Here is a 26476-nt window from a genome sequence, read left to right on the forward strand (position 1 = left end):
GCGCTCGCGACCCGCCGAGGACCCGTCCGCGCAGCCCGCGGCGGTAAGCGTCCACGCGCCATGGTCGCGGGTGGTTATGTCGCCGTCGACCGCGAACGCCGAAACCCTCCAGCAATGGTCGAGAGTTGACCGAACTCCCGTGATGATCACGGAATTTCCGACCCTCACGGGGTCGGACATCGTGTCCGTAACCCTCAAGCTCGACATGAGGTCGAGCTATCTGGATGTGGATCCGTAACGCGACGGGGTCGCGAACCCGCGTTCGGTTGCTACTGTTCTCGGCGGCCGTCAGAGGCGGCCGAACCAGACGCCGAGTCCCCGCCGCCCTGTGCCGCGGGGAACGGGGGACCCAGTGGACCACGGTCCTGGGGCGAATCGCCGCACGATGCGGCGTAGCGCAGTCTCACGCGCGAGCCCGACAGCTAACCCCGTAGGCGACGAGACAACCCAAGGGGTGCTGGACGTCGTGACAACGCTGCTCAACCGCCGGACCGCCGGACCGCTGCTCGCCCTCGCGTGCGCCTTCGCCGTCCCGGGCGCCGCCCAGGCGCAGACCGAGGCCCCGGCCAACACCGGGGGTGCGACGCCGCAGGCCGCGCCGGCGCCCGCCACCACGCAGGCCGCGACGCCTGCGACCACGACGCCGGCCGCCGGCCCGTCGGCGGTGCGCACGCTCAAGCCCGGCTCGCGCGGCCGCCGCGTGCGCTCGCTGCAGCGCCGCCTGAAGATCCGCGTCGACGGCGTCTACGGGCGCACGACGAAGATCGCCGTCATGCGGTTCCAGCGCCGCAAGAAGCTCACGGTCGACGGCATCGCCGGCCCCGCGACGCTGCGCGCGCTCGGGCTCGTCCCGACGTCCGCCTCCGCCGGCCCGGTGGGCTCGAAGAACCCGCCGGCGAAGGTCACGCTCCCCGACACCATCCCCGCCAAGGCGATGCGCGTCCTCGAGCAGATCGCCGAGTGCGAGTCCGGGGGCGATCCGACGATCGTCTCGCCCGACGGCACCTACCGCGGCAAGTACCAGTTCCACGTCGACACGTGGGCCGCGATGGGCGGCTCCGGTGATCCCGCCGCCGCGCCCGAGGACGAGCAGGACAAGCGCGCCTACGTGCTCTACGACCGCCAGGGCGTCGACCCCTGGCCGGTCTGCGGCCCGAAGGCCGCCGCCGCGGCCCGCCGCGGCTGACCGACCGCAGCACCCCGCGCCGTCCTCAGGCCTCCGGGGGCCGGCGCAGCCGGATCGGTCCGCGCGCCGCGCGACCGTCCACCACCCGACCGCGCTGCGTGACCTGCACGACGCCCCGGTCGGCCAGGGCGAACGCCACCGCGCGCACCGGCTCCATGAGCGGGCGGAAGCCGTCGTCGCCCGCGAGCGCCCGCGCGGCCTCCGACGGGCAGATCGTCCTGCCGCTCGTCGCGCTCCCGCGCGCGTCGAGCAGCGCGAGGATCGTCTCCTCGATCGCCCGGTCCGACGGGCCGCTCACGACCAGCGCAGCCGCGTCGGTGCGTCCCGCATGCGCAGCACGCGGGCGGGGACCCCGCCCGAGACCGCGTTGGCGGGCACGTCGCGGGTGACGACGCTGTTGGTGCCGACGACCGCGTTGTCGCCGACCGTCACGCCGCGCAGGAAGCAGGCCCCGTAGCCGACCCAGACGTTGTGCCCGACGCGCACGTCGCGCATGTAGATGCCCTGGGCGCGGATCGGACGCTCCACGTCGACGACGCCGTGGTCGAAGTCGATGAACATCGCCCGGTCGGCGACGATGCACTCCCGGCCGATCGACACGTGCTGGTAGCAGCTGACCGTGCACTCCTGGCCGAGAACGGTCTTCGCGCCGATCCGCACCTCGCCCTCGTGCGCGCGGACCTTCGTGCCGTGGCCCAGCCACGACCAGCGCCCGAGGTGCACGACGGCGTTCGGCCCGATCTCGAACGTGACCTTCGGGCACACGAACGCGACCCCGTCGAGCTGCAGCCGCTCGCCGAAGCGGAGCTTCAGCCACGCGAGCCGCAGGCCCATCCGCAGGTACTGGGGGCGGAACATCCCGTGCTCGCGCGCGAACCGCAGGAACGTGCCGATCCCGCCGCGCAGGGGCGGCGGCTCGCCGCGGACCGTCGGCGGCGACGCGTCGGTCGCCACGGGAGGGGAGAGGGCGGGATCCACAGGCGCAAGGGTAATCTGCCCCGTCCATGTCCGATGCGCCGAACCCCACCGAGAAGCGGTCGCTGGCCCAGCGGCTGCTCGACGGCGACAAGCGCGCGCTCGCCCGCGCGATCACGCTCGTCGAGAACGACGACCCGGCCGGCTGGGAGCTGGTGCGCGAGGTGTACCCGCACACCGGCAGGGCGGCGATCGTCGGCCTCACCGGGGCGCCGGGCGCGGGCAAGTCGACGCTCATCAGCGCGCTGACGAAGCTGCGCCGCGAGCAGGACCGGCAGGTCGCCGTGCTGTCGATCGACCCGTCGTCCCCGTTCACGAAGGGCGCGCTGCTCGGCGACCGCATCCGCCTGACCGAGCACTTCCTCGACCCCGGGGTGTTCATCCGCTCGATGGCCAACCGCGGTGCCCTGGGCGGCCTCTCGGAGGCCGCCCTGCAGGGGGCGCTGCTCATGGACGCGGCGGGCAAGCAGGACGTGCTGCTCGAGACCGTCGGGGTCGGCCAGGCCGAGATCGACGTCATCGACCACGCGGACACCGTCGTGCTCGTGCTGATGCCGGGCTCGGGTGACTCGATCCAGGCGCTGAAGGCCGGCGTCATGGAGATCCCGGACATCATCGTCGTCAACAAGGCCGACCACCCGATGACCGACACGATGGTCCGGGAGATCCGGTCGGTCCTGTCGCTGGCGCCCGAGAGCGGCTGGCGCGTCCCGATCGTCAAGACCGAGGCCGCGTTCGGCAAGGGCGTCGACGAGCTGCTCGAGCAGCTCGACGCGCACCGCTCCTACATCGAGGAGGAGGGGACGCTCAGCGAGCGCCGCACGCGCAACCTCCGCAACGAGGTCCTCGCGATCTGCACCGCGCGGATGCGCCGCGCGCTCGAGGAGCGCCTCGCCGCCGACGAGCGGTTCCAGGCGATGCTCGACGAGGTCGTCGCGCGCAAGCTCGACCCCGCCACCGCGGCGACCCGCGTGCTGGCCGAGCTCGACGCGCCCGACGCGCGGGCCTAGGGCTCAGCGGTCGCCGATGACCGCCGGCTCGGCGGGCACGCCGCCCGCACCGATCTCCGGGTCGGCCTCGGCGGCCTTGGCGTCCTCGGCGCGCAGATCACCGCGCTCGACGGCCTTGCGGACCGGGCGCTTCACCTTGACCTCGCGCGCGAGGTAGTAGGAGCCGATCACGAACACCGCGGCGATCACCTGGGCGCCGACGGTCTCCCACGTGGGGTAGACGCCGAACCAGAGGCCGGACCAGTAGGGCATGTCCACGTCGAGCGGCGTGATCGGCAGCCAGCCGGTGCCCTGCATCGTGCGGGCGGTCTGGCCGACCATCACGACGAGCACGAAGCCGATCATCACCCCGGTGACGATCAGCATCTTCTTGTAGGGGAGCTTGCGCTGCAGGGCGAAGGTCACGACCGCGACGAGGAACGTGAGGGCGAGGCCGAGCCCGGCGCCCTCGACGACCGCGGCGGTCCCGGCGCTGAGCTGCAGCGACTGCAGGAACAGGACGGTCTCGAAGCCCTCACGGTAGACGCTCGTCAGCCCGAGCAGCCCCAGGCCGAGGACCTGGGCCGAGAAGAACCCGACCTTGTCCATCGTCTCGATCTTCTTGCGCTGCCGGTGGAACTTGCCGATCCACTCGCTCCAGTAGACGCGGTGGAAGAACCAGTTGGTGATCAGCAGCAGCACGCCGATCGCGATCAGGCCGACGACCGCCTCGAGCTTCTCGCCGTACTGGTCCAGGGACCGCAGCAGCGTCTGCGCGAGCACCCAGGTGATCAGCGAGACGAGCAGGCCCAGCAGCGCCCCGACGAACACGGGACGGCGGTTGCGGCGCCGCACGCCGACGAACGACGCGGTGATCGCGGCGAGGATGAGGACGCCCTCGAGACCCTCGCGGAACACGATGATCGCGGCGTTGGTGACGACGGTCGCGCGGTTGGCGGAGTCGCCGAGCGTGGCGGCGGCGTCGCCGAGGCGCTTGTCGAGCTGCACGCGCGTCTCGCGGATCTGCCGGCGCGGGGCGCGGTCGGCGATCAGCGTCGCGAGGCCGTCCTTGTCGTCGGCGCCGAACCAGATCAGCCCTTCGACGGTGAGCGCGAGGCCCTGGTCGAAGGACTTCAGCCGGCGCTCGGGGCCGAACTCGAAGAACGCGTAGGCCTCCAGGCGGGCCTGCTCGGCCTGGCGGTACTGCCCGGCGCCGACCGCCGCCTCCATGCGGTCGAGCGTCAGCGCGATCAGGTCGTAGTCGGACTCGTCGGTCGGCTCGGTCCAGGCGTCGGGCATGATCGCGCGCAGGCCGTCGTCGATGCGGTCCTCGACGTCCTCGACCTCGTCGGCGGTGGGGACGCCCCGGGTCGTCGTCGCCGCGCGATCGACCATCGTCCCGAGGGTCTCGAGGTCCGCCTTGGCGCGCAGCGTCTGCGCGCGCCCGCGGCGGGTCAGCTGGTCCTGGAGGTCGGCGAACGCGGCGACCGCGCCCGCCTGGAAGGCGACGGCCTCCTGGATCTCGAAGTCCTTGGTGACCTCGTCGTCCTTCGTGCCGCGGCGGTACTCGACCGGGATCAGGGCGACGAACCGCAGCAGCTGCTGGGCGCGGCGGGCGGACTCCTGCGCCGTGAACGGGGCGGCCGTGAAGCCGTCCAGGGCAGCGGCGACGCGCCGCTGGGCCGTGGCCGCGGCGGTCGCGTCGCCCGCGGACGCGGCGCGCCGCAGCGCGGCGAAGGCGCGGTCGGCGGTCTGCGTGGCGGCCTCGCCGCGGTCCTCGCGGTAGCGGCCGGCGAGGATGCGCCAGGAGCCGTCGGCCTGGGCGGCCGCCTCGGCCCACGGGGCGCGGAAGCCGCGCTGGGCGTTGCGCGCGGCGTCGGCGAGCAGCTCGCGCAGCCGGCCCTGGTAGGCGTCCAGGAGGTCCTTGCGGACGGCCTGCTCGGCCTTCGCGGGGGAGAGCTTCCCGGTGTCGAGCTGCTCGACGGCGAGCGTGCCGTCGGCCCCCGCGCGGGTGAAGCGCGTGGCGGTGCGGAACTCGCGCAGCAGCAGCCACTCGCGGGCGGTGTCGGCGTCTCCCGCGCGCACGGCGCGCAGCGTCACGGTGGCGCTGCCGCGCAGGAGCGCGGCGCGGATGGCGCCGCGCGCGGCCGCGAGCACCGGGGCGTCGCCGTCGGCCGCCGCGCGGCGGGCGGCGGCGAGCTCGGAGCGGACGGTCCGGTCGGCGGCGGGATCCGCCTGCGCGATGCCGTCGCGCAGGGCGCCGGCGTACGCGTCGGCCGCGGCGTCGGCGGCCTTCGCCGCCTCGCGCGGGCCGTCGAGAATCAGCGCCTGCTGGGCGTCGAAGAGGCGGTCGCGGACCTGCTCGGCGGTCCGCCACGCCGGATCGGCGGCGCGCGCCGGGCCGGCGAGCGCCAGGAGCGACAGCAGCGCGGCGAGTGCCGCGACGATCGTCCGGGACCGCACGGCTCAGTCCTCCAGCGTGATGCCAAGCTTGCCCGCGGCCTGCGAGACCTGGCCGGCGACCGCCTCCGCGCGCGTCTGCGCCTCGCCGCCGAGCGTCTCGGCGTCCTCGGCGGTGAACGTCCTGCCGGCCTGCTCCTCCTTGCGGAGCTTGGCGGCGAAGTCGCGCAGGTCGGTCAGCGCCCGCCCGGTCTGCTCGGCCTGCGACGGGTCGACGGTGCCGATCGCCGGCTCGATGCTGTCGTAGACGAGGACGAGGCCGGAGAGGATGTCGGTGATGTCGGCCAGGCGCGACGTCGCGACGAAGCCCTTCTCCGACGCGTCGTCGCCGGCGATGAAGCGCGAGTTCTTCCATGCCTCGAAGTACTCGCTCATCGTCGGCGTCATCACGACGACGGCGGTGAACGCGTCGGCCGGTGCGGGCGTCCACGCCTTCGCCGCGGCGTCGAGCTCCTTGGCGTTCTTCTCGAAGTCGCGTGCGGCGGCAACGTAGAAGTCGGCGTCGGGGAGCGCCTCGCCGAACTCGACCGTGCCGTCGCCGTCGAGGTCGGGCGTCACGTCCTTGGCGGCGAACCTCGGCTCGGTGCCGAACAGCGAGGACTCGAGCAGGAAGAAGAAGTTGCCGGGCTGCTCGTAGGTCCTGCCCGCGGGCGTCTCGATCGAGAACGGCACGGCGCTCGCGGGGTCGCTCGCGTCGCTGCCGGCGTCGAGGATGACGTCGTAGTCGGCGAGGACGGGCACGCCCGCGACGACGCCCTCGGCCTGCTCGTAGGCCGGGTTGGCCCGGCGGAACGTCGCCTGCGCGTCGCGCAGCAGCGTGCGGACCTCGGCGCGCCGGGTGCGCAGCAGGCGGGCGTGGTCGAAGTCGACGGCGGCGGCGAGCGCGTGGTAGCGCTCGGCCTGGGTGCGCAGCGTGCCGGTCTCGCGCACGAGCTCGCGGGTGTGGTCGAGCAGGTAGGTCTTGACCGCGCCGAGGTCGGCGCCGGCGGCGGCACCCGTGGTGGCCGGGCGTGCGGCGGTGTCGTCGCCGTCGTCGCCGCATCCGGCGGCGAGCAGGGCGGTGGCGACGAGGGCGCAGGCGAGGGTTGCGCGACGGCGCGCGGGGCGGGGACGGCTCATGGTGCGATGACTCCGTGGGGGCTGATGTAGGGGCGGCCGCTTGCGCTAAGTAAGGGCCACCTGCCGTTGGTGGTCGCAAGCGTACGGCATTCCGACCGTGGACGTCGGAGATGGCGCGTTCAGGTCAGCGGGCCGGCGGCGAGCAGCCACACGGAGCCCACCGCCGTCAGTGCGACCAGCCCCCGGGCCGTCCGCGGCACCCGCCGCGCGGACCAGGCGGCGAGCGCCGCCGCGACCGGGAGCGCGGCGACCGGCTGCAGCACGCACGCCGCCACCACGAGCAGCAGCAGCGTGACCGCGATCTCGACATCGAGCTGCTCCGGCAGCGCCACCGCGAGCCGCTCGCGACGCGACCGCACGAGCAGCCCCGCCGCGACGAGCACGAGCGCGAGCACCGGGGCCCGCAGCAGCTCGCCCGCCTGCTCGAGGTCCCACACGCCGACCGGCGGGGCGCCCGTCGCCCGCGCCGCGTCGGGCACGGCGCCGCCGAACAGCCGGTCGTTCACCGCCACGAAGAACACGCCGCTGGTCAGCACGACCTCCAGCGCGGTGAACCCCACCAGCCCGCGGCTGCGCCGTCGCAGCCAGCGCGCGAGCGCGAGCGCCACGACGAGCGCCGGCAGCAGCAGCCCGATCGCCAGCCAGGGCAGCAGCGCCACGAGCGCCGCGCAGCCCGCGGTCGGCGCCAGCCGCGGACGGTCGCGGACCCGCAGGGCGAGCGCCACCGCCGCGATCAGCAGCAGCGCCGCGGGCGTCGCGGGCGCGACGGTCCCGGCGGCCAGCAACGCCGGCGGCGACAGCCCGACCGCCAGCGTCAGGCCGGTCGGCCACGGGTCGGGCACGAGCCGCCGCGCGACCCCGGCCGCGACGACGAACGCGGCCGCCAGCAGGGCCGCGAGCAGCAGCTCCGCGCCCAGCGCCCCGCCGAGCGCGTACGCGGGCGCGACGAGCGCCCCGAGCGCGACCCCGTAGGGCTCGTGCAGGCGCCCGTTCGTCAGCGTGCCGGCGGGCTCCACCGGGCCGTCGGTGAACGCCCGCCACGCCCGCGCGCGGTACTCGTCGCGCAGGTCGACGTCGCCGTCGGAGACGATCGACTCCGCGACGAGCAGGACGTGCGCCTCGTCGTCGGTGCGCGCGTCGCGGCCGCCCGTGCTCAGGGCCAGGGTCGCCCCGTAGGCCCCGAGCAGGACGGCGAACAGCAGCAGCCGACGGCGCCAGCGGCCCATCGGCCCGCGCTCAGTCCTGGGCGGCGTGCGCCCGCGCGAGCTCGACGAGCAGCCGCACGCCGACCCCGTTGCCGCCCTTCGGCGCGTACGCCCGACCGGTGTTCCAGGCGGTCCCGGCGATGTCCAGGTGCGCCCACGGCACGTCGCCGACGAACCGGCGCAGGAACTCCGCGGCGGTGATCGAGCCCGCCTTGCGGTTCTCGACGGCGTTGACGATGTCCGCGTACTGGCCCTTGATGAGGTCCGCGTACTCCTGGTGCAGCGGCAGCCGCCAGGCGAGCTCGCCCGCGCGGTCCGCCGCCGCGCCGACCGTCGACGCCCAGTCGTCGTCGTTGCTCATCAGGCCGATGTAGGTCGACCCCAGCGCCGACACGATCGCGCCGGTCAGCGTCGCGAGGTCGATGATCCGCTCGGCGCCCTGCGCGACCGCGTGGGCCAGGCAGTCGGCCAGCACGAGCCGGCCCTCGGCGTCGGTGTTGTTGATCTCGATCGTCGTGCCGTTCATCGCGGTGACGACGTCACCGGGCTTCATCGAGCGGCCCGACGGCATGTTCTCGGTCGCGCCGACCACGGCGATCACGTCGATCGGCAGCCGCAGCGAGGCGATCGCGCCCATCGCCTCGATCACCGCGGCGCCGCCCGACATGTCGAACTTCATCTCGTGCATCTTCCCTGCGGGCTTCAGCGAGATCCCGCCGGTGTCGAACGTCACCGCCTTGCCGACGAGGCCCAGGCGGGGACCCGTCGCGTCCGGGTCCGCGTAGCGCAGCACGATGAGCTTCGGGTCCTCGTAGGAGCCCTGCGCGACGGCGCCGAACGCGCCCATGCCGCGGCCGACGATCTCCTCGCGGCCCTCGACCTCGACGACGAGGCCGCCGACCTCGGTCGACAGGGTCCGCGCCCGCTCGGCCAGGAGCGACGGCGTCATGTGGTTGGCGGGCGTGTTCTGCAGGTCGCGCGCGGCGTTCACCGCGCGGGCGACCACGGCGGCCGCCGCGACCGCCTGGCCGCGGTCGTGGTGGTCGCTGAACACGAGCCGGCCGATCGAGCCGCCGCCGTCGTCGGAGGACTTGAACGCGGTGAACCGGTAGAGGCTCATGACCGTGCCCTCGACGAGCCCGGCGACGACGTCGTCGCCGACGTGGTGGGGGATCTCCCAGCACAGGGAGGAGGTCCCGAGCTCCTTCGCGCGCCCGACGACCTTCGCCGCCGCGACCCGGGCGCGCTCGGCCGTGAGGCCGTCGCGGGCGCCGAGCCCGACGAGGATCCAGCGGGCGCCGGCCGCGTGGGTCACCGCGAGGTGGTTGCGGGTCGTCTTCGCCTCGCCCGCGGCCAGCAGCGCGCCGAGCTCGCCGCCCTCGAGGTCGTGGGGGACGCCCTCGCCCTCGACGAGGCCGACGACGATCGTGTCGGCGCCGGTCTCCAGCGGGGCGGACGTGGTCGGGGTGATCTCCATGCCGTCCAACCTACCCTGCGGGTGCCGCGGCGCCACATGGGCGTACCATCCCGCCTCTATGCCCAAGACCGTCATCCTCGGCACCGCCCGCACCCCCATCGGCAAGATGGGCGGCGGCCTGTCCACCCTCCGCGCTCCCGAGCTGGGCGCGGTCGCCATCTCCGCGGCCCTCGAGCGCGCGGACGTCGCTCCCGAGCAGGTCGACCACGTCGTGATGGGCCAGGTCCTGCAGGCCGGCGAGGGGCAGATCCCCTCGCGTCAGGCGCAGATCAAGGCCGGCATCCCGAAGGAGGTCTCCTCCGAGACGATCAACAAGGTGTGCGCCTCCTCCGTGCGCGCCGCGGTGATCCTCGACCAGGCGATCCGCGCCGGGGACGTCACGGTCGGCGTCGGCGGCGGCCAGGAGTCGATGAGCCAGGCCCCGTACCTGCTCCCCAACGCGCGCTTCGGCTACCGCATGGGCGACGCCAAGACCCTCGACGCGATGGTCCACGACGGGCTCACCAACGCCTTCACCGGCAAGCAGATGTTCGTCGAGGCGACCGAGGTCGGCGACGAGATGGAGATCACCCGTCCCGACCTCGACCGCTGGGCGCTGCGCTCCCACGAGCTCGCGCTGCAGTCGATCGACGAGGGCAAGATGGCCGAGGAGATCGTCCCGGTCACCGTCAAGGGCCGCAAGGGCGACACGGTCGTCGACACCGACGAGGCGCCGCGCCGCGGCTCCACGCTCGAGTCGCTCGCCGGTCTGCCGGGCCTCGTCTCCAAGGAGGGCTCGCACACGGCCGGCAACTCGCCGGGGGTCAACGACGGCGCGGGCGCCCTCGTGTTCGCCTCCGACGAGTGGGCGGCCGCGAACGGCAAGGAGGTCCTCGCCGAGATCGTCACGCACGCGCAGTCGGCCAACGAGTTCCACATCCTCGGCACGACGCCCGCGACCGCGGCGCTCAAGGCGCTCGACCGGGCGGGCCTGCAGCCCTCGGACATCGACCTCTGGGAGATCAACGAGGCGTTCGCCTCGGTCGCCCTGCACTCCTCGCGGATGCTGAACCTCGACGAGGACCGCGTGAACGTCAACGGCGGCGCGGTGGCCCTCGGGCACCCGATCGGCGCGTCCGGCGCCCGCATCATCGGGGCGCTCGTGCTCGAGCTGCGCCGTCGCGGCGGCGGCCTGGGCTGCGCGGCGATCTGCTCCGGCGGCGGCCAGGGCGACGCGATCATCGTGCGGGTGCCGGCCGCCTGATGACGAGCGGTCCGGGTGAGGAGATCGCGGCGACGCCGGACGCCCGGCGTCCAGCCGCCTTCTTCGACCTCGACCGGACGCTGATGGCCGGGTCGTCCGGGCTCTTCTGGGCCCGGGCGGCCTACGAGACCGGCGTCATCGGCCGCCGGCAGCTCGCCTCCGACGGCTGGGCGAACGTCAAGTTCCGCCTCAACGGCTCCACCGACGCGGCGACCGACGAGGTCCGCGAGCGGGTCTGCCGCATGATCGAGGGGCACCACGAGAAGGAGTTCGCGCGGCTCGCGCCGCGCGTGCTCGCCGGGGTGCTGCCGCGGATCTACCCGCAGATGCTCGAGGTCGCCTACGGGCACCAGGACGCGGGCCGGCAGGTCTACATCGCCACGGCCGCCTCGCAGGGCCTGGCCGAGCTGCTCGCCCAGGTGCTCGCGTTCGACGGCGGCCTGGGCTCCCGCTACGAGGTCGACGCCGACGGCGTCTACACGGGCCGCGAGGACGGCCCGTTCTCCTACCGCGAGGGCAAGGCCCAGCGGGTCCGCGAGCTGGCGGCCGCCGAGGGCATCGACCTCGCCGCGTCGTACGCGTACTCCGACTCGGAGAGCGACCTGCCGCTGCTGCGCGCGGTCGGCAACCCCGTCGCCGTCAACCCCGACGTCCCGCTCGGCCGGATCGCCGAGCAGGAGGGCTGGGAGGTCCTGCGCTTCGAGCAGCTCGGCCGTCGGCTCAAGGCGTTCGGGGCGGTCGGCGCGGCCGCGCTCGTCGGGACCGCGGGCGCCACGGCGGCACGCGGCCGCCGCGTGCCGCCGGCCTGACCTGCACACGATCCGCACACGTGCGCGACACGACGCGCACCTGCGGCGCCTAGCATCGTCGGCGATGAGCGGCGCGACGATCGTGGTGATCGAGGACGAGGAGCAGATCGCGGACGCGGTCGCCGCCCGGCTGCGCGCCGAGGGGCACCGGGTCGAGGTCGCCCACAGCGGCCCGGCCGGGGTCGAGGCCTGTGCCGCGCACGCCCCGGACCTCGTCGTGCTGGACTGGATGCTGCCGGGCTTCGACGGGATCGAGGTCTGCCGCCGGATCCAGTCCGAGCGCCCGGTCGCGGTCCTCTTCCTCACCGCGCGCGACGCGGAGGCCGACCTGCTGGTGGGACTGGGGGTCGGGGCCGACGACTACCTCACGAAGCCGTTCAGCATGCGCGAGCTGGTCGCGCGCGTCACCGCGGTGCTGCGTCGCAGCGCCCGGGCCGCCTCCACGCCGGACGGACCGCTGCGCCTCGGCGCGGTGACCGTGGACCTTGACGGCCGGCGGGTGCTGCGCGACGACCGCGAGATCCACCTGACGCCGACCGAGTTCGACCTCCTGGCGACGCTCGCGCGCCGGCCGTCGCGCGCGTTCTCCCGCGAGGAGCTGCTGGCGGAGGTGTGGGACTGGCACGGCGCGGGCGGCACCACCCGGACGGTCGACTCGCACGTCGCCGGCCTGCGCCGCAAGGTCGGCGCCGGGATCGTCCGCACGGTGCAGCGCCACGGCTACGCGCTCGGGGACGGCTCGACGTGAGCCCGCTGGCCCGCATCGCCTCGCTGAAGCTGAAGCTCGGGCTCGTCATCGTCCTGGCGATCCTCGTGACGCTGGCGACGATGGTGGTCGCCGCGAAGCTCGGCCTGCGGCTGCGCTGGGGCGCGCTCGCGGCCCTGGTCCTGTCGCTCGTCTCCGTCCAGCTCGTCGCCCGCGGGCTGACGTCGCCGCTGCGCGCGATGGCCCGCGCGGCGGAGGCGATGGCGCGCGGCGAGCACGGCCAGCGCGTGCCGGAGACCTCCCGCGACGAGGTCGGGCAGCTCGCGGCCGCCTTCAACGTCATGGCCGCCGAGCTCGAGACGCTGGACCGTGCCCGCCGCGATCTCGTGGCGGACGCCGCACACGAGCTGCGCACGCCCATCAGCGCCCTGCGCGCCGCGCTGGAGAACGCGGTCGACGGGGTCCAGCCCGCCGACCTCCCGGCGCTGCTCGCGCAGGTCGAGCGGCTCGGGCGGCTCGCCGACCAGCTGCTGGACCTGTCCGCGCTCGAGGCCGGCTCGGTCGCGCTGCGCCGTCGGCCGTTCCCGGTGGGGGAGCTCGTGGCCGGCCGCGACGTCGCGCTGGAGGCGCCCGCCGACCTCGTGCTGCACGGCGACGCCGACCGGCTGCTGCAGGTCGTCGACAACCTGCTGGAGAACGCGGCCCGCCACGCGCCGGGCAGCCCGGTCGTGGTGCGGGCGCAGCCCGCGGGGGACGGGGTCCGCGTGGAGGTGGAGGACCGTGGCCCGGGGCTGCCGCCGGGCGACGCCGAGCGGCTCTTCGACCGCTTCGCGCGCGCCGACCGGTCACGGACCGTCGCGGGCTCCGGGCTGGGCCTCGCGATCTCGCGCTCGATCGTCGAGCTGCACGGCGGCGCGCTGCGCGCCGAGCCCGTCGCCCCGCACGGGTGCCGCATGGTGCTCGAGCTGCCCGCGGCGCGCTAGCCCCGCCGGCGGCCGGTCTCGCCCGCCGCCCGTCCCGTCGTCCGTCGAACCCGACCCCTTCAGGGAGGTCCCCGCATGTCCCGTCCCGTCCTGTGCCGCTCGCTCGCGGCCGCGCTGCTGGCCGCCGTCGCGGTCGCCCATCACCGCGTCGGCCTCGCGCTGGCCGTCGTGCTCCTGCTCGTGCTCGGCGCCGCGCTGGCGGCGGCGCCGCGGCGGTCCGTCGGCCTCGGCGCGATCGCGGCCCTGCTGGCGGTCCAGCCGGTCCTGCGCGACGCCGCATGGGTGCTCGCCCTGACCGTCCCGGCGTTCGCGCTCGCCTGCGCCGCCATCGTGCGGCCGCCGGGCGGCTGGGCGGCGCTGCGCGCGCTGCCCGCGGTCCCGCTGCGGTGGGGGCGGGGTGGTGCGCTCGTCGCGGGTGCGCTGCGGCGGGCGCTGCCGGACGGGTCGGGCGCGGCCGGGACCGTCGGGCCGCTGCTGCGCGGCGCCGCGCTCGCGGCCGCCCTGGTGGCCGCGTTCGGGACGCTGCTCGTCTCGGCCGACGGGGCGTTCGCGCAGCTCGCGGGCGGGCTCGCGGACGTCGAGGTCCGCACCGGCGTGCTGGTCGCCCGGGGGGTGCTCGCGGTGGTCGTGCTCGCGACGTGCGGGGCGCTGGCGCACGCCGCCGCCCGTGGGACCGAGCACGGGCCGGCGCCGCGGGGCCCGGCACCCGGGCGGATCGAGCTGCGGGTCGCGCTGGGGGCGCTGACGCTGCTGTTCGCCCTGTTCGTCGCGGTCCAGCTGCGCGTGCTGTTCGGGGGCGCGGAGTACGTGCGGCGGACCACCGGGCTGGGCTACGGCGACTACGCCCGCCAGGGGGTCGTCCAGCTGCTGCTCGTGGCGGCGCTCACGCTCGCCGTCGTCGCGGTGGCGGCGCGGCGCCGCGATCCCGTCGTCCGGGCGCTGCTGGGCACGATCTGCCTGCTCGTCCTCGTCGTCCTGGCCAGCGCCCTGCACCGGGTCGTCCTGGTCCAGGACGCCTACGGCCTCACGCGCGTGCGGCTCGCGGGCGGCGCGCTCGTCGTCTGGCTCGGGGCGCTCGTCGGCCTCGTGCTCGCCGCCGGGACCGGTCCCCGCGTGGCGCGGCACGCTCCCCGTGCGGCGCTGCTGCTGACGCTCGGGTCCGTCGCCGCGTTCTCGCTGGCGAACCCGGACAGGCGCATCGCGCAGCGCGCGGCCGACCGCGCCCGTGCGGGGGAGCCCGTCGACCTGCCGTTCCTGCAGTCCCTCAGCGCGGACGCGCTGCCGGCGCTGCGCACGCTGCCGGTCGGCCTGCGCGCGGCGGCGGTCGCGCCGCTCCAGGCCCGTCTGCGCCGCCCCGACGGGGCCGCGGGCTGGAACCTCGCCCGGTGGCGCGCGCGGTGAGGGTCCTCCTGCCGGCGGGCCTCCTGCTCGGGGTGCTCAGCCGCCTCGACGAGACGACGCCGACCGCGGTCCCGCTGAGCGACAACGCGACCTGGGTGGGGGCCGCCGTGCTGGCGGGGCTCCTGCTGCCGGCGGCCGGGGCGCGGGCCGGGGTGCTCGTCCTGACGGCCGCGAACGGCGCGTACTACGCGTGGATCGCCGCCACCGAGCCGGGGACGCCGCTGGGCGCCCCGCTGCACTGGCTGCTGCTGGGCGTGCTCACCGGCGTGGTCTTCGGGACCGCGGGGGCGGTGGCCCGGCGGGCGGCGCCGCCCGCCCGCGCGCTGGCGCTCGCCGCCCCGCTGCTGGCCGTCGCCCTGGACCGCGCCGGGCTGCTCGCGGCGCTGCTGCCGTGAGCGCCTATCCTGCGGGCCGTGACCCTGCGGATCGATCCGATCGCCGAGGCGCGCCGCCACTGGGAGGCGCGCTGGGGGCCGAGCCCGGCCGCGCGATGGCGGCGATCACCTCGATCGTCCGCGCCCAGCAGCTGCTGCTGGCGCGCTACGACGAGCTGCTGAAGCCGTTCGGGATCACGTTCGCCCGCTACGAGGCGCTGATGCTGCTGCTGTTCACGCGCAGCGGCGAGCTGCCGGTGGGGAAGATCGGCGAGCGGCTGCAGGTGCACCGCAGCTCGGTGACCAACGCGGTCGACAAGCTCGCGGGCGACGGGCTCGTGGAGCGCGTGCCGCACCCGACCGACGGGCGCACGACGCTCATCCGGATCACCGACGCGGGGCGTGACGTGGCGACGCGGGCGACCGAGGTCCTCAACGCCGAGGACTTCGCGGTCGGGGCGCTGAGCGTCGAGGAGCGCGAGGCGCTCACGCGCGTGCTGACCACGCTGCGCGCGGACGCCGGCGACTTCGCCGCCTGACCGGCCCCGCCGCGGTTGGTGGACGTCCACCTATCCGGTACCATTGTCGCCGTCGAGATAGGCGGACTTCCACCTATCTCCCTGGAACCCGATCCCGGAGCCTCCTCATGGCCACGCCCACGAGCACCCCGACGACCCTCGACGAGTGGAAGGCCGCCTACGGCCTCGCCGGGGAGCGCGACGTCCCGTTCACGACGCTCAGCGCCGAGCCGGTCAAGCCGCTCTACACCGCGCAGGACCGGGCCGGCAAGGACGACGAGGCGGGCCTGGGCCTGCCGGGCCAGTACCCCTTCACCCGTGGCGTCTACCCGTCGATGTACCGCACGCGGCTGTGGACGATGCGGCAGTTCGCGGGCTTCGGCACGGCCGAGGAGACCAACGAGCGGTTCCGCTACCTCCTCGACCACGGCCAGACCGGCCTGTCGACCGCGTTCGACATGCCGTCGCTCATGGGCCACGACTCCGATTCGCCGCTGTCGCTGGGCGAGGTCGGCCGCGAGGGCGTCGCCGTCGACACCGTCGACGACATGCAGACGCTGTTCCAGGGCATCAACCTCGGCGACGTCTCGGTGTCGATGACGATCAACGCCCCGGCCGCGATCATGCTCGCCTACTACGTCGTCGCCGCGGAGCGGCAGGCGGGCGGGGCGATCACGCCGGACAAGCTCAACGGCACGATCCAGGCGGACATCCTCAAGGAGTACATCGCCCAGAAGGAGTGGTGCTTCCCGATCGACCCGGCGATGCGCCTGCTGGGGGACATGATCGAGTACTCCACGCAGAACATGCCGCGCTGGAACTCGGTGTCGGTCTCCGGATACCACATCCGCGAGGCGGGGGCGACCGCCGCGCAGGAGCTCGCCTTCACGCTCAAGGACGGCCTGACCTACGTCGAGCAGGCGATCGACCGCGGCCTCGACGTCGACGACTTCGCGCCGCGTCTGAGCTTCTTCTTCAACGCCCAGATCGACTTCTTCGAGGAGATCGCCAAGTACCGCGCCGCCCGCCGGATCTGGGCGCGCGAGCTGCGCGAGACCTACGGCGCCAAGAACCCGAAGTCGTGGCTGATGCGCTTCCACACGCAGACGGCCGGTGTCTCCCTGACCGCGCAGCAGCCGCTGAACAACATCACCCGCACGGCGATCGAGGCGCTCGCCGGCGTGCTCGGTGGCACCCAGTCACTGCACACCAACTCCTACGACGAGGCGCTCGCGCTCCCGACCGAGGACGCGGTCCGCATCGCGCTGCGCACGCAGCAGATCATCGCCCACGAGACGGGCGTCACGAACACGATCGACCCGCTCGGCGGCAGCTACTTCGTGGAGTCCCTGACGGACCGCATGGAGGAGATGGCCTACGAGTACTTCGCGAAGATCGACGAGCTCGGCGGCATGGTCGAGGCCGTCAAGCGCAACTACCCGCAGCGCGAGATCGCCGACGCGAGCTTCGACCTGCAGGTCGAGATCGAGGCCCAGAAGCGGATCGTCGTCGGCGTCAACCGCTACACCGAGGGCGACGACGGCGACACCCCGATCCTCAAGGTCGATCCGGCGCTGGAGCGCAAGCAGGTCGACCGCCTGCAGGGAGTCCGCGCGCGCCGGGATTCCGGTGCGGTGGAGGCGGCACTGATCCGATTGAAGGAACTCGCCGCACAGGACGATGCCAACCTGATGCCGCCGATCATCGAGGCGGCCCGGGTGCACGCGACGGAGGGCGAGATGATCGAGGCCCTCCAGGACGTGTTCGGGAAGTACACCGAGGCGCCCGTCTTCTAACACCACACAGGAGTCCACATGACCAAGCCGTCCCTCGTCGCCGCGGCCGCGCTCGTCGCCGCCGGCGCCGGCGTCGTCGCCATCCCTGCCATGGCCGCGACGAAGACCGTCAAGGCCACCTCGGCGAACACCTGGTCGCCGAAGAGCCTGAGCGTCAAGAAGGGCGACACGGTCCGATTCACGTGGAGCACCTCCGCGCCGCACAACGTCCGCAAGACCTCCGGCGCGGGCAAGGCGCTGCGCACCGGCATCTCGCAGAAGGGCAGCGGCTCGTTCAAGGTGCCCGCCAAGGGGACCTACCGCTTCGTGTGCGACGTGCACCCGGGCACGATGAAGATCACCGTCAAGGCCTCCTGAGCCGCCCCGTCGCGGGTCCGCGGTTCAGGCCGCGTCCGCGCTGCGGGCGCGGCGCGGGCCTGCGATGGCGCCGACCTCGAGCGCCGCGGCGCTGAGCGCCTGCGGCAGCTCGAGCGCCTGCGGCAGCGCCGTCGGATCGAGGTAGACGCTGAAGGTCACCTCGTCACGGACCGTGAAGATGCCGATCGACAGCGCGTGGCCGTCGGTGATCGGGATGACCGGTGCCGCCTCGATCAGCTCCGCCCCGAGCAGGTAGACGGGCATCCGGGGCCCGGGCACGTTGGACACGGTCAGGTTGTAGGTCCGCGGGCTCGCCGCGAGCCGGGCGGCCGCCTCCTTCAGCGGCTCCGGGAGGACGCCGAGCGCCCCCATCAGCGTCTCGCCGCCGCCCGCACGACCCTGGTCCTTGAATCGCGAGGTCTCCGCGTGGATCGCCGCGAGCCGCTCCGCCGGCCGGTGCAACTGCACCGGCAGCTCGACGAACACGAACGAGATCCGGTTGCCCAGGTCGCCCGCCTCCTCCGCGGCGCGCGTGCTCACCGGCACCATGACCTTCAGCGGGGCCGGCACCCGGCCGGCGCGCATCGACAGCTCGCGCAGCGCCCCGCTGACAACGCACAGCGCGACGTCGTTGAGCGTCACGCCGTGGCGGCGCTTGACGTCCAGCAGCGGCCCGATCGCCGTCGTGTGGTGCACGAGGGCACGGTGCGCGGTGATCGGGCGGTTGACGTAGGAGGACGGTGCGGGCTTCAGCACGTCCTCGCCGACCGAGAGCGCCGCGCGGCGCAGCGTGTCCGCCAGCCGCACGCCGGAGCGCAGGCCCCCGGGTCCGCTGCGCGCCATCCGCGCCAGGCCACCCGCGGCCCGCAGTGACTCGAGGCCGCCGTCGGCGAGCGCCTCGAGCGCCAGGCGCGTCGGTCCGGGCGCGGCCCGGGCGGTCCACTCGTCCGGGTCGCCGTGGTCGGCGTCGGCGCTGACGTCGAGCAGCAGCAGCGCGAGCTCGACCGCGCTCTTGCCGTCGACCATCGCGTGGTGGATCTTCATGACCATGCCGATCGTGCCGTCCTCGAGCTGCGGCGCGAGCTCGATGCGCCACAGCGCGCGGGCGCGGTCCAGCGGCGTCGAGAGGCAGCGGTCGACGAGCTCGTCGAAGCGGGCCCGCGACAGCGGCTCGTCCGGGGCCGACATCGGGACGACGTGCGCGGCGATGTCGAACCGCTCGTCGTCGATCCAGACCGGCTCCCCGAAGCCGGCGGGCGGGAACGCGACGCGCTGACGGAACCGCTCGGCGTACCGCAGCCGGGCCGACACCGACGCGCGCAGCGCCTCGATCGTCACCGGTCGCCCGTCGGCGCGCGGGGCGAAGCGCCCCTTCCAGGCGACGTGCATGTGCGCGCTCGCCGTCTCGACCCGGAAGAACGACGCGTCGAGGGTGGAGAGGCGGGAGCGGGGCATGGTGGGACGATCGTCGCGCCGGCGCGGCCCGCGCGCCACGGACACCCGGTCCAGATCCGCGGCCCCGTGCCCGTCCGCCGCGTCGAGCCGTGCGACGTCGGCGCGGCCTACCTAGTAACACGCGCGCGCGCCCAGCCGTCACGTGGACGTCCACCTGACTAGACTTCCGACCGCGCCCGTCCGCCCGCCGAGGAGCTCCATCGCATGTCCACCAGCACCGCCCAGAAGAAGATCCGCGTCGTCGTCGCCAAGCCGGGACTCGACGGCCACGACCGTGGCGCGAAGATCATCGCCCGGGCGTTGCGGGACGCGGGCATGGAGGTCATCTACACCGGCCTCCACCAGACGCCGGAGCAGATCGTCGAGACGGTCATCCAGGAGGACGCCGACGCGGTCGGTCTGTCCATCCTGTCGGGCGCGCACATGACGCTGGTGCCGCGCATCGTCGAGCTGCTGAAGGAGCAGGGCATCGACGACGTGCTCGTCACCGTCGGCGGGACGATTCCCGCCGACGACATCCCGGAGCTGAAGAAGCTCGGTGTGGCGGAGGTGTTCACCCCCGGCGCGCCCACGAGCGACATCATCGACTTCATCCAGGGCGCCGTCGCCGAGCGGGAGTAGATCCCGCTCGTAACGTCGCCCATGGCGCGGGGGTATGTCATGCCGTCGCGCCTCGATTGACTCGTCAGTCAATCACGCAGGTACACTCCCGAACGTTCGTTTCCCCCCGAGGAGGCCGCAGTGAAGATCGCCGTCCTGGTCAAAGAGGTCCCGGACGCCGCTGTCCAGAAGCGTGTCGACCCCAGCACGGGTCGCATGGATCGCAGTGGTGAGAAGAACCTGAACCCGTACGACACGCACGCCATCGAGGCCGCGATGCAGATCAAGGAAGGCGGCGTCGCCGTCGACGAGATCGTCGCCGTCACGATGGGCCCGGAGTCCGCCGTCCGCGCGCTCCACAAGGCCGTGTCCCTGGGTGCCGACCGCTCCGTCCACCTGACCGACCCGGCCGTCGCCGGCTCGGACGTGGCCGCGACCGGCTACGCGCTCGCGCAGACGCTCAAGCGCGAGAACCCCGACCTCGTCCTGCTGGGTCAGCAGTCCGACGACGGCGAGTGCTACACGATCGGCGCCGTCGTCGCCGAGCACCTGGGCGCCCCCTCGCTGACGCAGGTCATCAAGCTCGACGTCGAGGGCGAGACCCTCGTGTGCGAGCGTCAGGCCGAGTACGGCTACGACACCGTCGAGGTCGGCCTCCCGGCCGTCATCTCCGTCGGTGACGCCATCAACGAGCCGCGCTACCCGTCGCTGAAGGCGATCATGGGCGCGAAGAAGAAGCCGCTCGACACCGTCGCCACCGGCGATGTCGACATCGACACCTCGAAGGTCGGCGCCGACAACTCCGCCGCCCAGTGGACCGCCGCGAAGGCCCCGCCGCAGAAGGCCGCCGGCACCATCATCGAGGACGAGGACACCGCCGAGACGGTCGAGAAGATCGTCGCCTGGCTCGACGAGCGCAAGCTCATCTAAGGAGACATCACCATGGCGAACATCCTGGTCTACGCGCTCCACTACGAGGGCGCGGTCAACAAGAACTCCCTCGGCGCCGTGTCGGAGGCCGCGAAGCTCGCGGGCGAGCTCGGCGGCGAGGCGCACGCGATCCTGATCGGCGACGGCGCGGCCGACGTCGCGGGCTCGCTCGGCGCGTACGGCGCCAAGAAGGTCTTCGTGGCGGACGCCCCGGCCGGCCTGGCCGGTCCGGCGATCGACGCGATGGCGGGCGTCCTGAACGGCGGCGACTACAAGTACGTCCTGTTCGGCGGCGGCCTCCTGGGCTTCGAGATCGGCGCCGGCCTCGCCGCGCGCCTCGGCGCGGGCGTCGCGATGGAGGTCACCGCGGTGACCGTCCAGGGCGGCGAGCTCGTCGCGGAGCGTCCGATCCTCGGCGACTCCTCGATCTCCGAGATCAAGTTCCGCTCGGACATCGGCATCATCATCGGCCGCCTCAACGCGTTCGAGATCAAGCAGTCCGGCGGCGACGCGGCCGTCGAGAACGTCGCGGTCGAGCTGTCCCCGCAGGCCGGCAAGGCCACCCTGCGTACCCGTGGCGAGCAGCGCGGCGCCGACGTCGACATCGAGGGCGCGGACGTCCTCGTCGCCGGCGGTCGCGGCCTGGGCAAGGCGGAGGGCTTCGACCTCTGCGACCAGCTCGCCGCCGCGTTCGGTGGCAACTCCGCCGTCGCCGCGACCCGCGCGGTCGTCGACGCCGGCTGGTACCCCTACGCCGCCCAGATCGGCCAGACCGGCAAGACGGTCGCGCCGAAGCTGTACCTCGCGGCCGGCATCTCCGGCGCGATCCAGCACAAGGTCGGCATGCAGTCCTCGGAGAACATCGTCGCGATCAACAAGGACGCGAACGCCCCGATCTTCGAGTTCAGCGACCTCGGCATCGTCGGCGATCTGAACAAGATCCTCCCGAAGCTGACCGAGGCCATCAAGGCGAAGAAGGGCTAAGGAGCACGGCATGGCCGCCACCACGAAGAACGGGAAGACCGCGCCCGCGGCCTACCCGCCGCCGGTGAACACCCAGCAGGAGTTCATCAAGCGGGAGGTCGACCCCGAGGACGAGATCATCGAGGTCGGCGTCGCCATCGTCGGTGGCGGCACCGCCGGTCTCGCGACCGCGAACCGGCTCCTGCAGCTGCTGCACGAGGACGCCGAGAACGGCGGCGACGTGATGGAGCGCCTCGGCGAGGTGCCCGTCGCGATCGTCGAGAAGGCGAAGGTCTGCGGTGGGCACACGCTGTCCGGCGCGGTCGTCCGCCCCGACCCGCTGCTCGAGCTCTTCCCGGACATGACCCGGGAGGACTGGCGCAAGGAGGGCTTCGCCTACGGCGAGGTCACGAAGGAGGCGGTCTACGCGACGCCCACCTCGAAGATCTCCCTGCGCGTCCCGACGCCGCCGAACTTCAAGAACCACGGCAACGAGGTCATCTCGGTCTCGGCGCTCGCCCGCTACCAGGCGCGCGTCGCCGAGGAGGCCGGCGCGTACATCCTCACCGAGACCGCGGCGACCCAGCTGCTCGTCGAGGACGGCCGCGTCCGCGGCGTCCGCTCGGGCGACAAGGGCCGCGGCAAGGAGGGCCAGGAGCTCGGCAACTTCGAGCCCGGCACCGACATCGTCGCCCAGCACACGGTCCTCGCCGAGGGCTGCTGGGGCCACCTGACCGGTGCGGCGATCCGCGAGTTCGACCTCGCGGAGAACCGCGAGCCCCAGGTCTGGGAGCTCGGCGTCAAGGAGGTCTGGAAGGTCCCGAAGCCGCTGGACCGCCTGATCCACACGCTCGGCCCGTGGCCGCTGGCGATCAGCCCGAAGTACGGGCAGGTCGGCGGCACCTGGATCTACCCGATGAAGGACGAGAAGACCGGGGAGGACCTGGTCTCGATCGGCTTCGTCGTCGAGCTCGAGTACGCGGACGCCACCACGTCCCCGCACGACATGCTCCAGACGTTCAAGACGCACCCGCTGGTCCGCAAGATCCTCGAGGGCGGCGAGCGCGTCGCGTGGGGCGCCAAGGCGCTCCCGGGCGGCGGCTACTGGTCGATGCCGAAGCTCAGCATGCCCGGCGCGCTGATCGTCGGCGACGCGGGCGGCATGGTCGACACGCTGGCGCTCAAGGGCGTCCACCACTGCATCAAGTCCGGCATCCTCGCGGGTGAGGCGATCTTCAACGCGCTGAAGACCGGCGAGAGCAGCCTCGAGTCCTACGAGCAGGCGATCGAGGAGTCGACGGTCGGCAAGGAGCTGTGGGAGGTGCGCAACGCGCGCCAGCCGCTGCAGAAGGGCCTGCTGATCGGCGGCCCGATCTCCGGCCTGCACCAGGTCACCAAGGGCAAGCTGCCCGGGCGCCTGGCGTGGCACCGCAACGACCACAAGCCGATGTTCATCGGCAAGACGAAGGACCGCTACGTCAAGCCGGACGGGAAGTACACGTTCGACAAGCTGTCCTCGGTCTACATCACGGGCAACGCGACCCGTGACGACGCGCCGAACCACATCCGCGTCCAGAAGAACGTCCCCCGCGAGGTCGCGGAGACGTGGGTCTGGATGTGCCCGGCCGGCGTGTACGAGATCCCCGAGGACGAGCCCGAGACGGGCAAGGTCAACGTCGTCGTGAACTACACGAACTGCGTGCAGTGCGGTGCGATCACCGCCAAGGGCGGTCGCCTCACCACCCCCGAGGGTGGCGACGGCCCGCTCTACCAGATCACCTGATCCGGGCACGAGCACGATCGAGCAGGACCGCGAGGGGCGCAACATCTGCGCCCCTCGCCTGTTCGTGGGGGTGACCATGCCGTTCCGTCCCCCCGTCCTGGGCGCCGTCGCCGGCGCCGTCGCGCTGCTGGCGCCCGCCGTGGCGTCCGCCGCGACCCCGACGTCGGCCGCGACCGATCCCGGGCCGCGGCCGACGCTCGCCGCGAAGCTCACCGCCTGCGAGCCGGCGACGGACGTCGCGGGCGGCAGCGCCGCGTTCACCGCGTCGATGCCGGCACGCCGGGGCGCCTCGCGCCTGTGGATCCGCTTCGCGCTCGAGCGCCAGGCGCCCGGTCGCCGCGGCTGGGAGCGGGTCGCCGCCCCGACCTTCGGCGAGTGGGAGAAGTCGCGGCCCGGCGTCTCCGGGTTCGTCTACGCCAAGCGGGTCGAGGGGCTCGCCCCCGGGGCCTACCGGGCGGTCGTCCGCTTCCGCTGGGTCGACGCGGAGGGCCGCACGGTCCGCCGCGCCCAGCGCACGACGCCCGCCTGCCGGCAGCCGGACCCGCGGCCGAACCTCGAGCTCGTGCGGCTGCGGCCCGCCATGGGCGACGGCGGCCCGGTCGCCGAGGTCACCGTCCGCAACGGCGGTCGCACCGACACGCTCGCCCCCGCGGTGGTGACGCTGCGCGTGGCCGGCGTCGAGCAGCCGTCGCAGACCGTGCCGCCGCTGGGGCCGGGCGTCACCGCGATCGTGACGTTCCCGCTGGCCGGCTGCGCGCCCGGCCAGGAGCTGCGGGCCGAGGTCGATCCGGCCGACGGCATCGACGAGGTCTCCGAGACCGACAACGTCGCCGTCCGTCCGTGCGGCTGACCGCCCGCTGGACGCGTTCCCTACACTCGTAGATGAGATGAAGACCGCAATCCACCCCGAGTACGTCGAGGCGCACGTCCGCTGCACGTGCGGCAACGAGTTCACGACGCGCTCCACCATGCCCGAGATCCACGTGGAGATCTGCTCCAACTGTCACCCGTTCTACACGGGCCGGCAGAAGCTGGTCGACACCGGCGGTCGCGTCGAGCGCTTCAAGCGCCGCGCCGCCAAGCGCGCTGCCGATCAGCGCGTCTCGCAGGGCTAGCGCCCACCGCACACCGCGACACCACGCGCCCGTCGGGACCACCCCGGCGGGCCGTTCGTCGTCCGGGGCCCTGACGGGCCGGTCCCGGGCGGCGGACGCCCGCGCGCGCGGGTTCCCTCTACGCTCGTGGGGTGATCGAGCAGCTGGTCGGGCAGATCGAGGCGCGCTTCGCGGACCTCGAGCGGATGATGGTCGACCCCGAGGTGATCGGGGACCGGCAGCGCTACGCCGAGACCGGCCGCGAGTACCGCCAGCTCGAGGTCGCCGCGAAGCTCGCCGAGGAGTGGCGCCGCGCGTCCGACGACGTCGCCGGCGCCCAGGAGCTGCTGGCCGAGGGCGAGGACGACGAGGTCCGCGAGATGCTGAACGCCGGCCGCGCGCGCCTCGAGGAGCTCGAGGAGGAGCTGCGCCTGGCGATGGTCGAGCGCGACCCCAACGACGAGAAGAACGTCATCGTCGAGATCCAGGGCGGCGCCGGCGGGGAGGAGGCCGGCCTGTGGGCGGGCGACCTCTACCGGATGCTCACGAAGTACGGGGAGCGGCTGAAGTTCACGGTCGAGCCGATGGACGTCGGCGACGGCAAGTACACCTTCGCGGTCAAGGGCGACGGCGCGTTCAGCGTCTACAAGTTCGAGGGCGGCACGCACCGCGTCCAGCGCGTGCCCGCGACCGAGACCCAGGGCCGCATCCACACCTCGACCGCCACGGTCGCGGTGCTGCCCGAGGCCGAGGAGGTCGACGTGCAGATCCACCAGTCCGACCTCCAGATCGACGTGTACCGCTCCGGCGGCCCGGGCGGCCAGTCGGTCAACACGACCGACTCGGCGGTGCGGATCACGCACAAGCCCACGGGGATCGTCGTGGCGATGCAGGACGAGAAGAGCCAGCTGCAGAACCGCGAGAAGGCGATGCGCGTGCTGCGCGCCCGGATCTACGAGGCGGCGCTCGCCGAGCAGCAGGCCGCCTGGTCGGCCGACCGCAAGGCCCAGGTCGGCACCGGCGACCGCGCCGAGAAGATCCGCACCTACAACTACGGCGAGCGCCGGGTCACCGACCACCGCATCAAGCTCACCGCCCACAACCTCGACGCGGTCCTCGAGGGCGAGCTCGACGAGTTCACCGCCGCGCTCACCGCCGACGAGAAGCGCCGCCGGCTCGAGGCGCAGACCACCGCCGGCGCCGGGTCGTGAGCTTCGCGGGCGTCCCGGTCCGGGAGGCCCTCGACAGCGCGCTCGTCGCGCTGCGTGGCAGCGGCTCGGCGACGCCGGAGCTCGACGCCGAGCTGCTGCTCGCCCACGCGCTGGGCTGGGACCGCACGCGGCTGTTCCTCGAGCGCGACACCCCGGTCGAGGGGGCGGCGATCCGGGTCTTCCGCGACCTCGTGCGGCGCCGCACCGTGCTGCGCGAGCCCGTCGCCTACCTGCTGGGCACGCGCGGCTTCCGCCACCTCGACCTCGCGGTCGACCCGCGCGTGCTGATCCCGCGGCCGGAGACCGAGCTGCTGGTGGAGCTCGCGGTCGCCGCGCTGCCGCCCGGGGCCCGCGTGCTCGACGTCGGCACCGGCAGCGGCGCGATCGCGCTCGCGCTGAAGGACGAGCGGCCCGACCTGGAGGTGCACGCCGTCGACGCCAGCGCCGCGGCGCTCGAGGTCGCGCGGGCGAACGCGCGGCGGCTGCGCCTCGACGTCGCGTTCGCGCCGGCCGACCTCCTGGACGGGGCGCCCGACGGCCCGTGGGACGCGGTCGTCTCCAACCCGCCCTACGTGCCCGACGGCGACCGGGCGACGATGATGCACGACGTCGTCCAGCACGAGCCCGGGGACGCGCTGTTCGCCGGGCCGGACGGGCTCGACGTGCTGCGCCGGCTGCTCCCGGCGTGCGCGGCGGTGGCCGTGCCGTGGGTCGCGGTCGAGCACGGCATCGGGCAGCGCGGCGCGGTCGTCGGACTCGCCCGGGGGGCCGGCTACCCGCACGCCGACGTGCACGACGACCTCGCGGGGATCGACCGCGTGGTGGTCGCCCGGCGCTGAGCG

At 73.9% G+C, this 26476-nt stretch carries 25 protein-coding genes, 1 pseudogene and 1 riboswitch; of the genes and pseudogenes, 19 read left to right on the forward strand and 7 right to left on the reverse strand.

Annotated features, from left to right (window positions below):
* Window positions 1-298: 298 nt before the first annotated feature.
* Window positions 299-451: riboswitch (cyclic di-AMP (ydaO/yuaA leader) on the forward strand.
* Between the two features lie 3 nt (window positions 452-454).
* Window positions 455-1186, forward strand: coding sequence for a transglycosylase family protein (locus GKE82_RS29190; protein WP_309233750.1), 732 nt, complete (start codon window positions 455-457; stop codon window positions 1184-1186).
* Window positions 1187-1211: 25 nt separating this feature from the next.
* On the opposite strand, the gene GKE82_RS21630 is transcribed toward GKE82_RS29190, so the two are convergent.
* Together GKE82_RS21630 and GKE82_RS30435 are read right to left on the reverse strand one after the other, a co-directional pair.
* Window positions 1212-1484: a DUF3253 domain-containing protein gene (locus tag GKE82_RS21630; RefSeq protein WP_309233751.1), complete on the reverse strand. Its 273-nt coding sequence runs from the start codon at window positions 1482-1484 to the stop codon at window positions 1212-1214.
* Complete coding sequence (locus tag GKE82_RS30435) at window positions 1481-2164, reverse strand: acyltransferase (protein WP_309233752.1); 684 nt, start codon at window positions 2162-2164, stop codon at window positions 1481-1483. Before GKE82_RS30435 ends, GKE82_RS21630 begins: the two co-directional genes overlap by 4 nt.
* Window positions 2165-2190: 26 nt before the next feature.
* On the opposite strand from GKE82_RS30435, the gene meaB reads away from it, so the two are divergent.
* Entirely contained in the window at window positions 2191-3171 is a 981-nt protein-coding gene (gene meaB / locus GKE82_RS21640; protein ID WP_107569188.1) for a methylmalonyl Co-A mutase-associated GTPase MeaB, read from the forward strand.
* A 3-nt stretch (window positions 3172-3174) separates the two neighbouring features.
* On the opposite strand, the gene GKE82_RS31005 is transcribed toward meaB, so the two are convergent.
* From GKE82_RS31005 to GKE82_RS21660, 4 genes are all read right to left on the reverse strand, one after another.
* Window positions 3175-5613, reverse strand: coding sequence for an FTR1 family protein (locus GKE82_RS31005; RefSeq protein WP_154734732.1), 2439 nt, complete (start codon window positions 5611-5613; stop codon window positions 3175-3177).
* Window positions 5614-5616: 3 nt separating this feature from the next.
* A complete protein-coding gene (locus GKE82_RS21650) occupies window positions 5617-6729 on the reverse strand; it encodes an imelysin family protein (RefSeq protein WP_154734733.1) in 1113 nt (370 codons plus the stop codon).
* A 119-nt stretch (window positions 6730-6848) separates the two neighbouring features.
* Entirely contained in the window at window positions 6849-7955 is a 1107-nt protein-coding gene (locus GKE82_RS21655; protein ID WP_154734734.1) for a hypothetical protein, read from the reverse strand.
* A gap of 10 nt (window positions 7956-7965) precedes the next feature.
* Window positions 7966-9411 (reverse strand): leucyl aminopeptidase, encoded by a 1446-nt coding sequence (locus GKE82_RS21660; RefSeq protein ID WP_158276842.1) that lies wholly within the window; start codon window positions 9409-9411, stop codon window positions 7966-7968.
* Window positions 9412-9469: 58 nt separating this feature from the next.
* On the opposite strand from GKE82_RS21660, the gene GKE82_RS21665 reads away from it, so the two are divergent.
* From GKE82_RS21665 to GKE82_RS21705, 9 genes and pseudogenes are all read left to right on the forward strand, one after another.
* Window positions 9470-10654: an acetyl-CoA C-acetyltransferase gene (locus tag GKE82_RS21665; protein WP_107569793.1), complete on the forward strand. Its 1185-nt coding sequence runs from the start codon at window positions 9470-9472 to the stop codon at window positions 10652-10654.
* Complete coding sequence (locus GKE82_RS21670) at window positions 10654-11463, forward strand: HAD family phosphatase (RefSeq protein ID WP_107569198.1); 810 nt, start codon at window positions 10654-10656, stop codon at window positions 11461-11463. The genes GKE82_RS21665 and GKE82_RS21670 overlap by 1 nt, the downstream gene beginning before the upstream one ends.
* Before the next feature lie 64 nt (window positions 11464-11527).
* Window positions 11528-12211 carry a response regulator transcription factor gene (locus tag GKE82_RS21675; protein ID WP_107569200.1) on the forward strand — a complete coding sequence of 228 codons (684 nt, stop codon included), beginning with the start codon at window positions 11528-11530 and terminating at the stop codon, window positions 12209-12211.
* Window positions 12208-13152, forward strand: coding sequence for an ATP-binding protein (locus tag GKE82_RS21680; protein WP_309233753.1), 945 nt, complete (start codon window positions 12208-12210; stop codon window positions 13150-13152). Before GKE82_RS21675 ends, GKE82_RS21680 begins: the two co-directional genes overlap by 4 nt.
* Window positions 13153-13227: 75 nt before the next feature.
* Window positions 13228-14553: a DUF4153 domain-containing protein gene (locus GKE82_RS21685; RefSeq protein ID WP_154734735.1), complete on the forward strand. Its 1326-nt coding sequence runs from the start codon at window positions 13228-13230 to the stop codon at window positions 14551-14553.
* A complete protein-coding gene (locus GKE82_RS21690; protein WP_154734736.1) occupies window positions 14550-14948 on the forward strand; it encodes a DUF6518 family protein in 399 nt (132 codons plus the stop codon). Before GKE82_RS21685 ends, GKE82_RS21690 begins: the two co-directional genes overlap by 4 nt.
* Window positions 14949-14966: 18 nt before the next feature.
* Window positions 14967-15466: pseudogene (locus tag GKE82_RS21695) on the forward strand (MarR family winged helix-turn-helix transcriptional regulator).
* Window positions 15467-15573: 107 nt separating this feature from the next.
* Entirely contained in the window at window positions 15574-17241 is a 1668-nt protein-coding gene (locus tag GKE82_RS21700) for a methylmalonyl-CoA mutase (protein ID WP_154734737.1), read from the forward strand.
* Window positions 17242-17259: 18 nt separating this feature from the next.
* A complete protein-coding gene (locus tag GKE82_RS21705) occupies window positions 17260-17598 on the forward strand; it encodes a plastocyanin/azurin family copper-binding protein (RefSeq protein ID WP_154734738.1) in 339 nt (112 codons plus the stop codon).
* A 24-nt stretch (window positions 17599-17622) separates the two neighbouring features.
* Here GKE82_RS21705 and GKE82_RS21710 read toward each other — a convergent pair whose 3' ends face one another.
* Window positions 17623-19053 (reverse strand): wax ester/triacylglycerol synthase family O-acyltransferase, encoded by a 1431-nt coding sequence (locus tag GKE82_RS21710; RefSeq protein WP_154734739.1) that lies wholly within the window; start codon window positions 19051-19053, stop codon window positions 17623-17625.
* A gap of 204 nt (window positions 19054-19257) precedes the next feature.
* On the opposite strand from GKE82_RS21710, the gene GKE82_RS21715 reads away from it, so the two are divergent.
* From GKE82_RS21715 to prmC, 8 genes are all read left to right on the forward strand, one after another.
* Window positions 19258-19674: a cobalamin B12-binding domain-containing protein gene (locus tag GKE82_RS21715; RefSeq protein ID WP_107569211.1), complete on the forward strand. Its 417-nt coding sequence runs from the start codon at window positions 19258-19260 to the stop codon at window positions 19672-19674.
* Window positions 19675-19869: 195 nt separating this feature from the next.
* Window positions 19870-20583 carry an electron transfer flavoprotein subunit beta/FixA family protein gene (locus GKE82_RS21720; protein ID WP_230316250.1) on the forward strand — a complete coding sequence of 238 codons (714 nt, stop codon included), beginning with the start codon at window positions 19870-19872 and terminating at the stop codon, window positions 20581-20583.
* Window positions 20584-20595: 12 nt separating this feature from the next.
* A complete protein-coding gene (locus tag GKE82_RS21725) occupies window positions 20596-21567 on the forward strand; it encodes an electron transfer flavoprotein subunit alpha/FixB family protein (protein ID WP_154734740.1) in 972 nt (323 codons plus the stop codon).
* Between the two features lie 10 nt (window positions 21568-21577).
* The gene (locus tag GKE82_RS21730; protein WP_107569216.1) at window positions 21578-23329 is read left to right on the forward strand and encodes an electron-transfer flavoprotein:ubiquinone oxidoreductase; all 1752 of its coding nucleotides are present in this window, start codon (window positions 21578-21580) and stop codon (window positions 23327-23329) included.
* A 76-nt stretch (window positions 23330-23405) separates the two neighbouring features.
* Window positions 23406-24179, forward strand: a complete 774-nt coding sequence (locus tag GKE82_RS21735) for a CARDB domain-containing protein (RefSeq protein WP_154734741.1) — start codon at window positions 23406-23408, stop codon at window positions 24177-24179.
* 37 nt (window positions 24180-24216) lie between these two features.
* Window positions 24217-24444 (forward strand): 50S ribosomal protein L31, encoded by a 228-nt coding sequence (gene rpmE / locus GKE82_RS21740; protein WP_107569220.1) that lies wholly within the window; start codon window positions 24217-24219, stop codon window positions 24442-24444.
* A gap of 131 nt (window positions 24445-24575) precedes the next feature.
* A complete protein-coding gene (gene prfA / locus GKE82_RS21745; protein ID WP_309233754.1) occupies window positions 24576-25634 on the forward strand; it encodes a peptide chain release factor 1 in 1059 nt (352 codons plus the stop codon).
* Window positions 25631-26473 carry a peptide chain release factor N(5)-glutamine methyltransferase gene (gene prmC / locus GKE82_RS21750; protein WP_196189373.1) on the forward strand — a complete coding sequence of 281 codons (843 nt, stop codon included), beginning with the start codon at window positions 25631-25633 and terminating at the stop codon, window positions 26471-26473. The genes prfA and prmC overlap by 4 nt, the downstream gene beginning before the upstream one ends.
* The last annotated feature ends 3 nt before the right edge of the window (window positions 26474-26476 follow it).

It is taken from the genome of Conexibacter sp. W3-3-2 (genome assembly GCF_009707605.1).
Lineage (GTDB): Bacteria > Actinomycetota > Thermoleophilia > Solirubrobacterales > Solirubrobacteraceae > Paraconexibacter > Paraconexibacter algicola.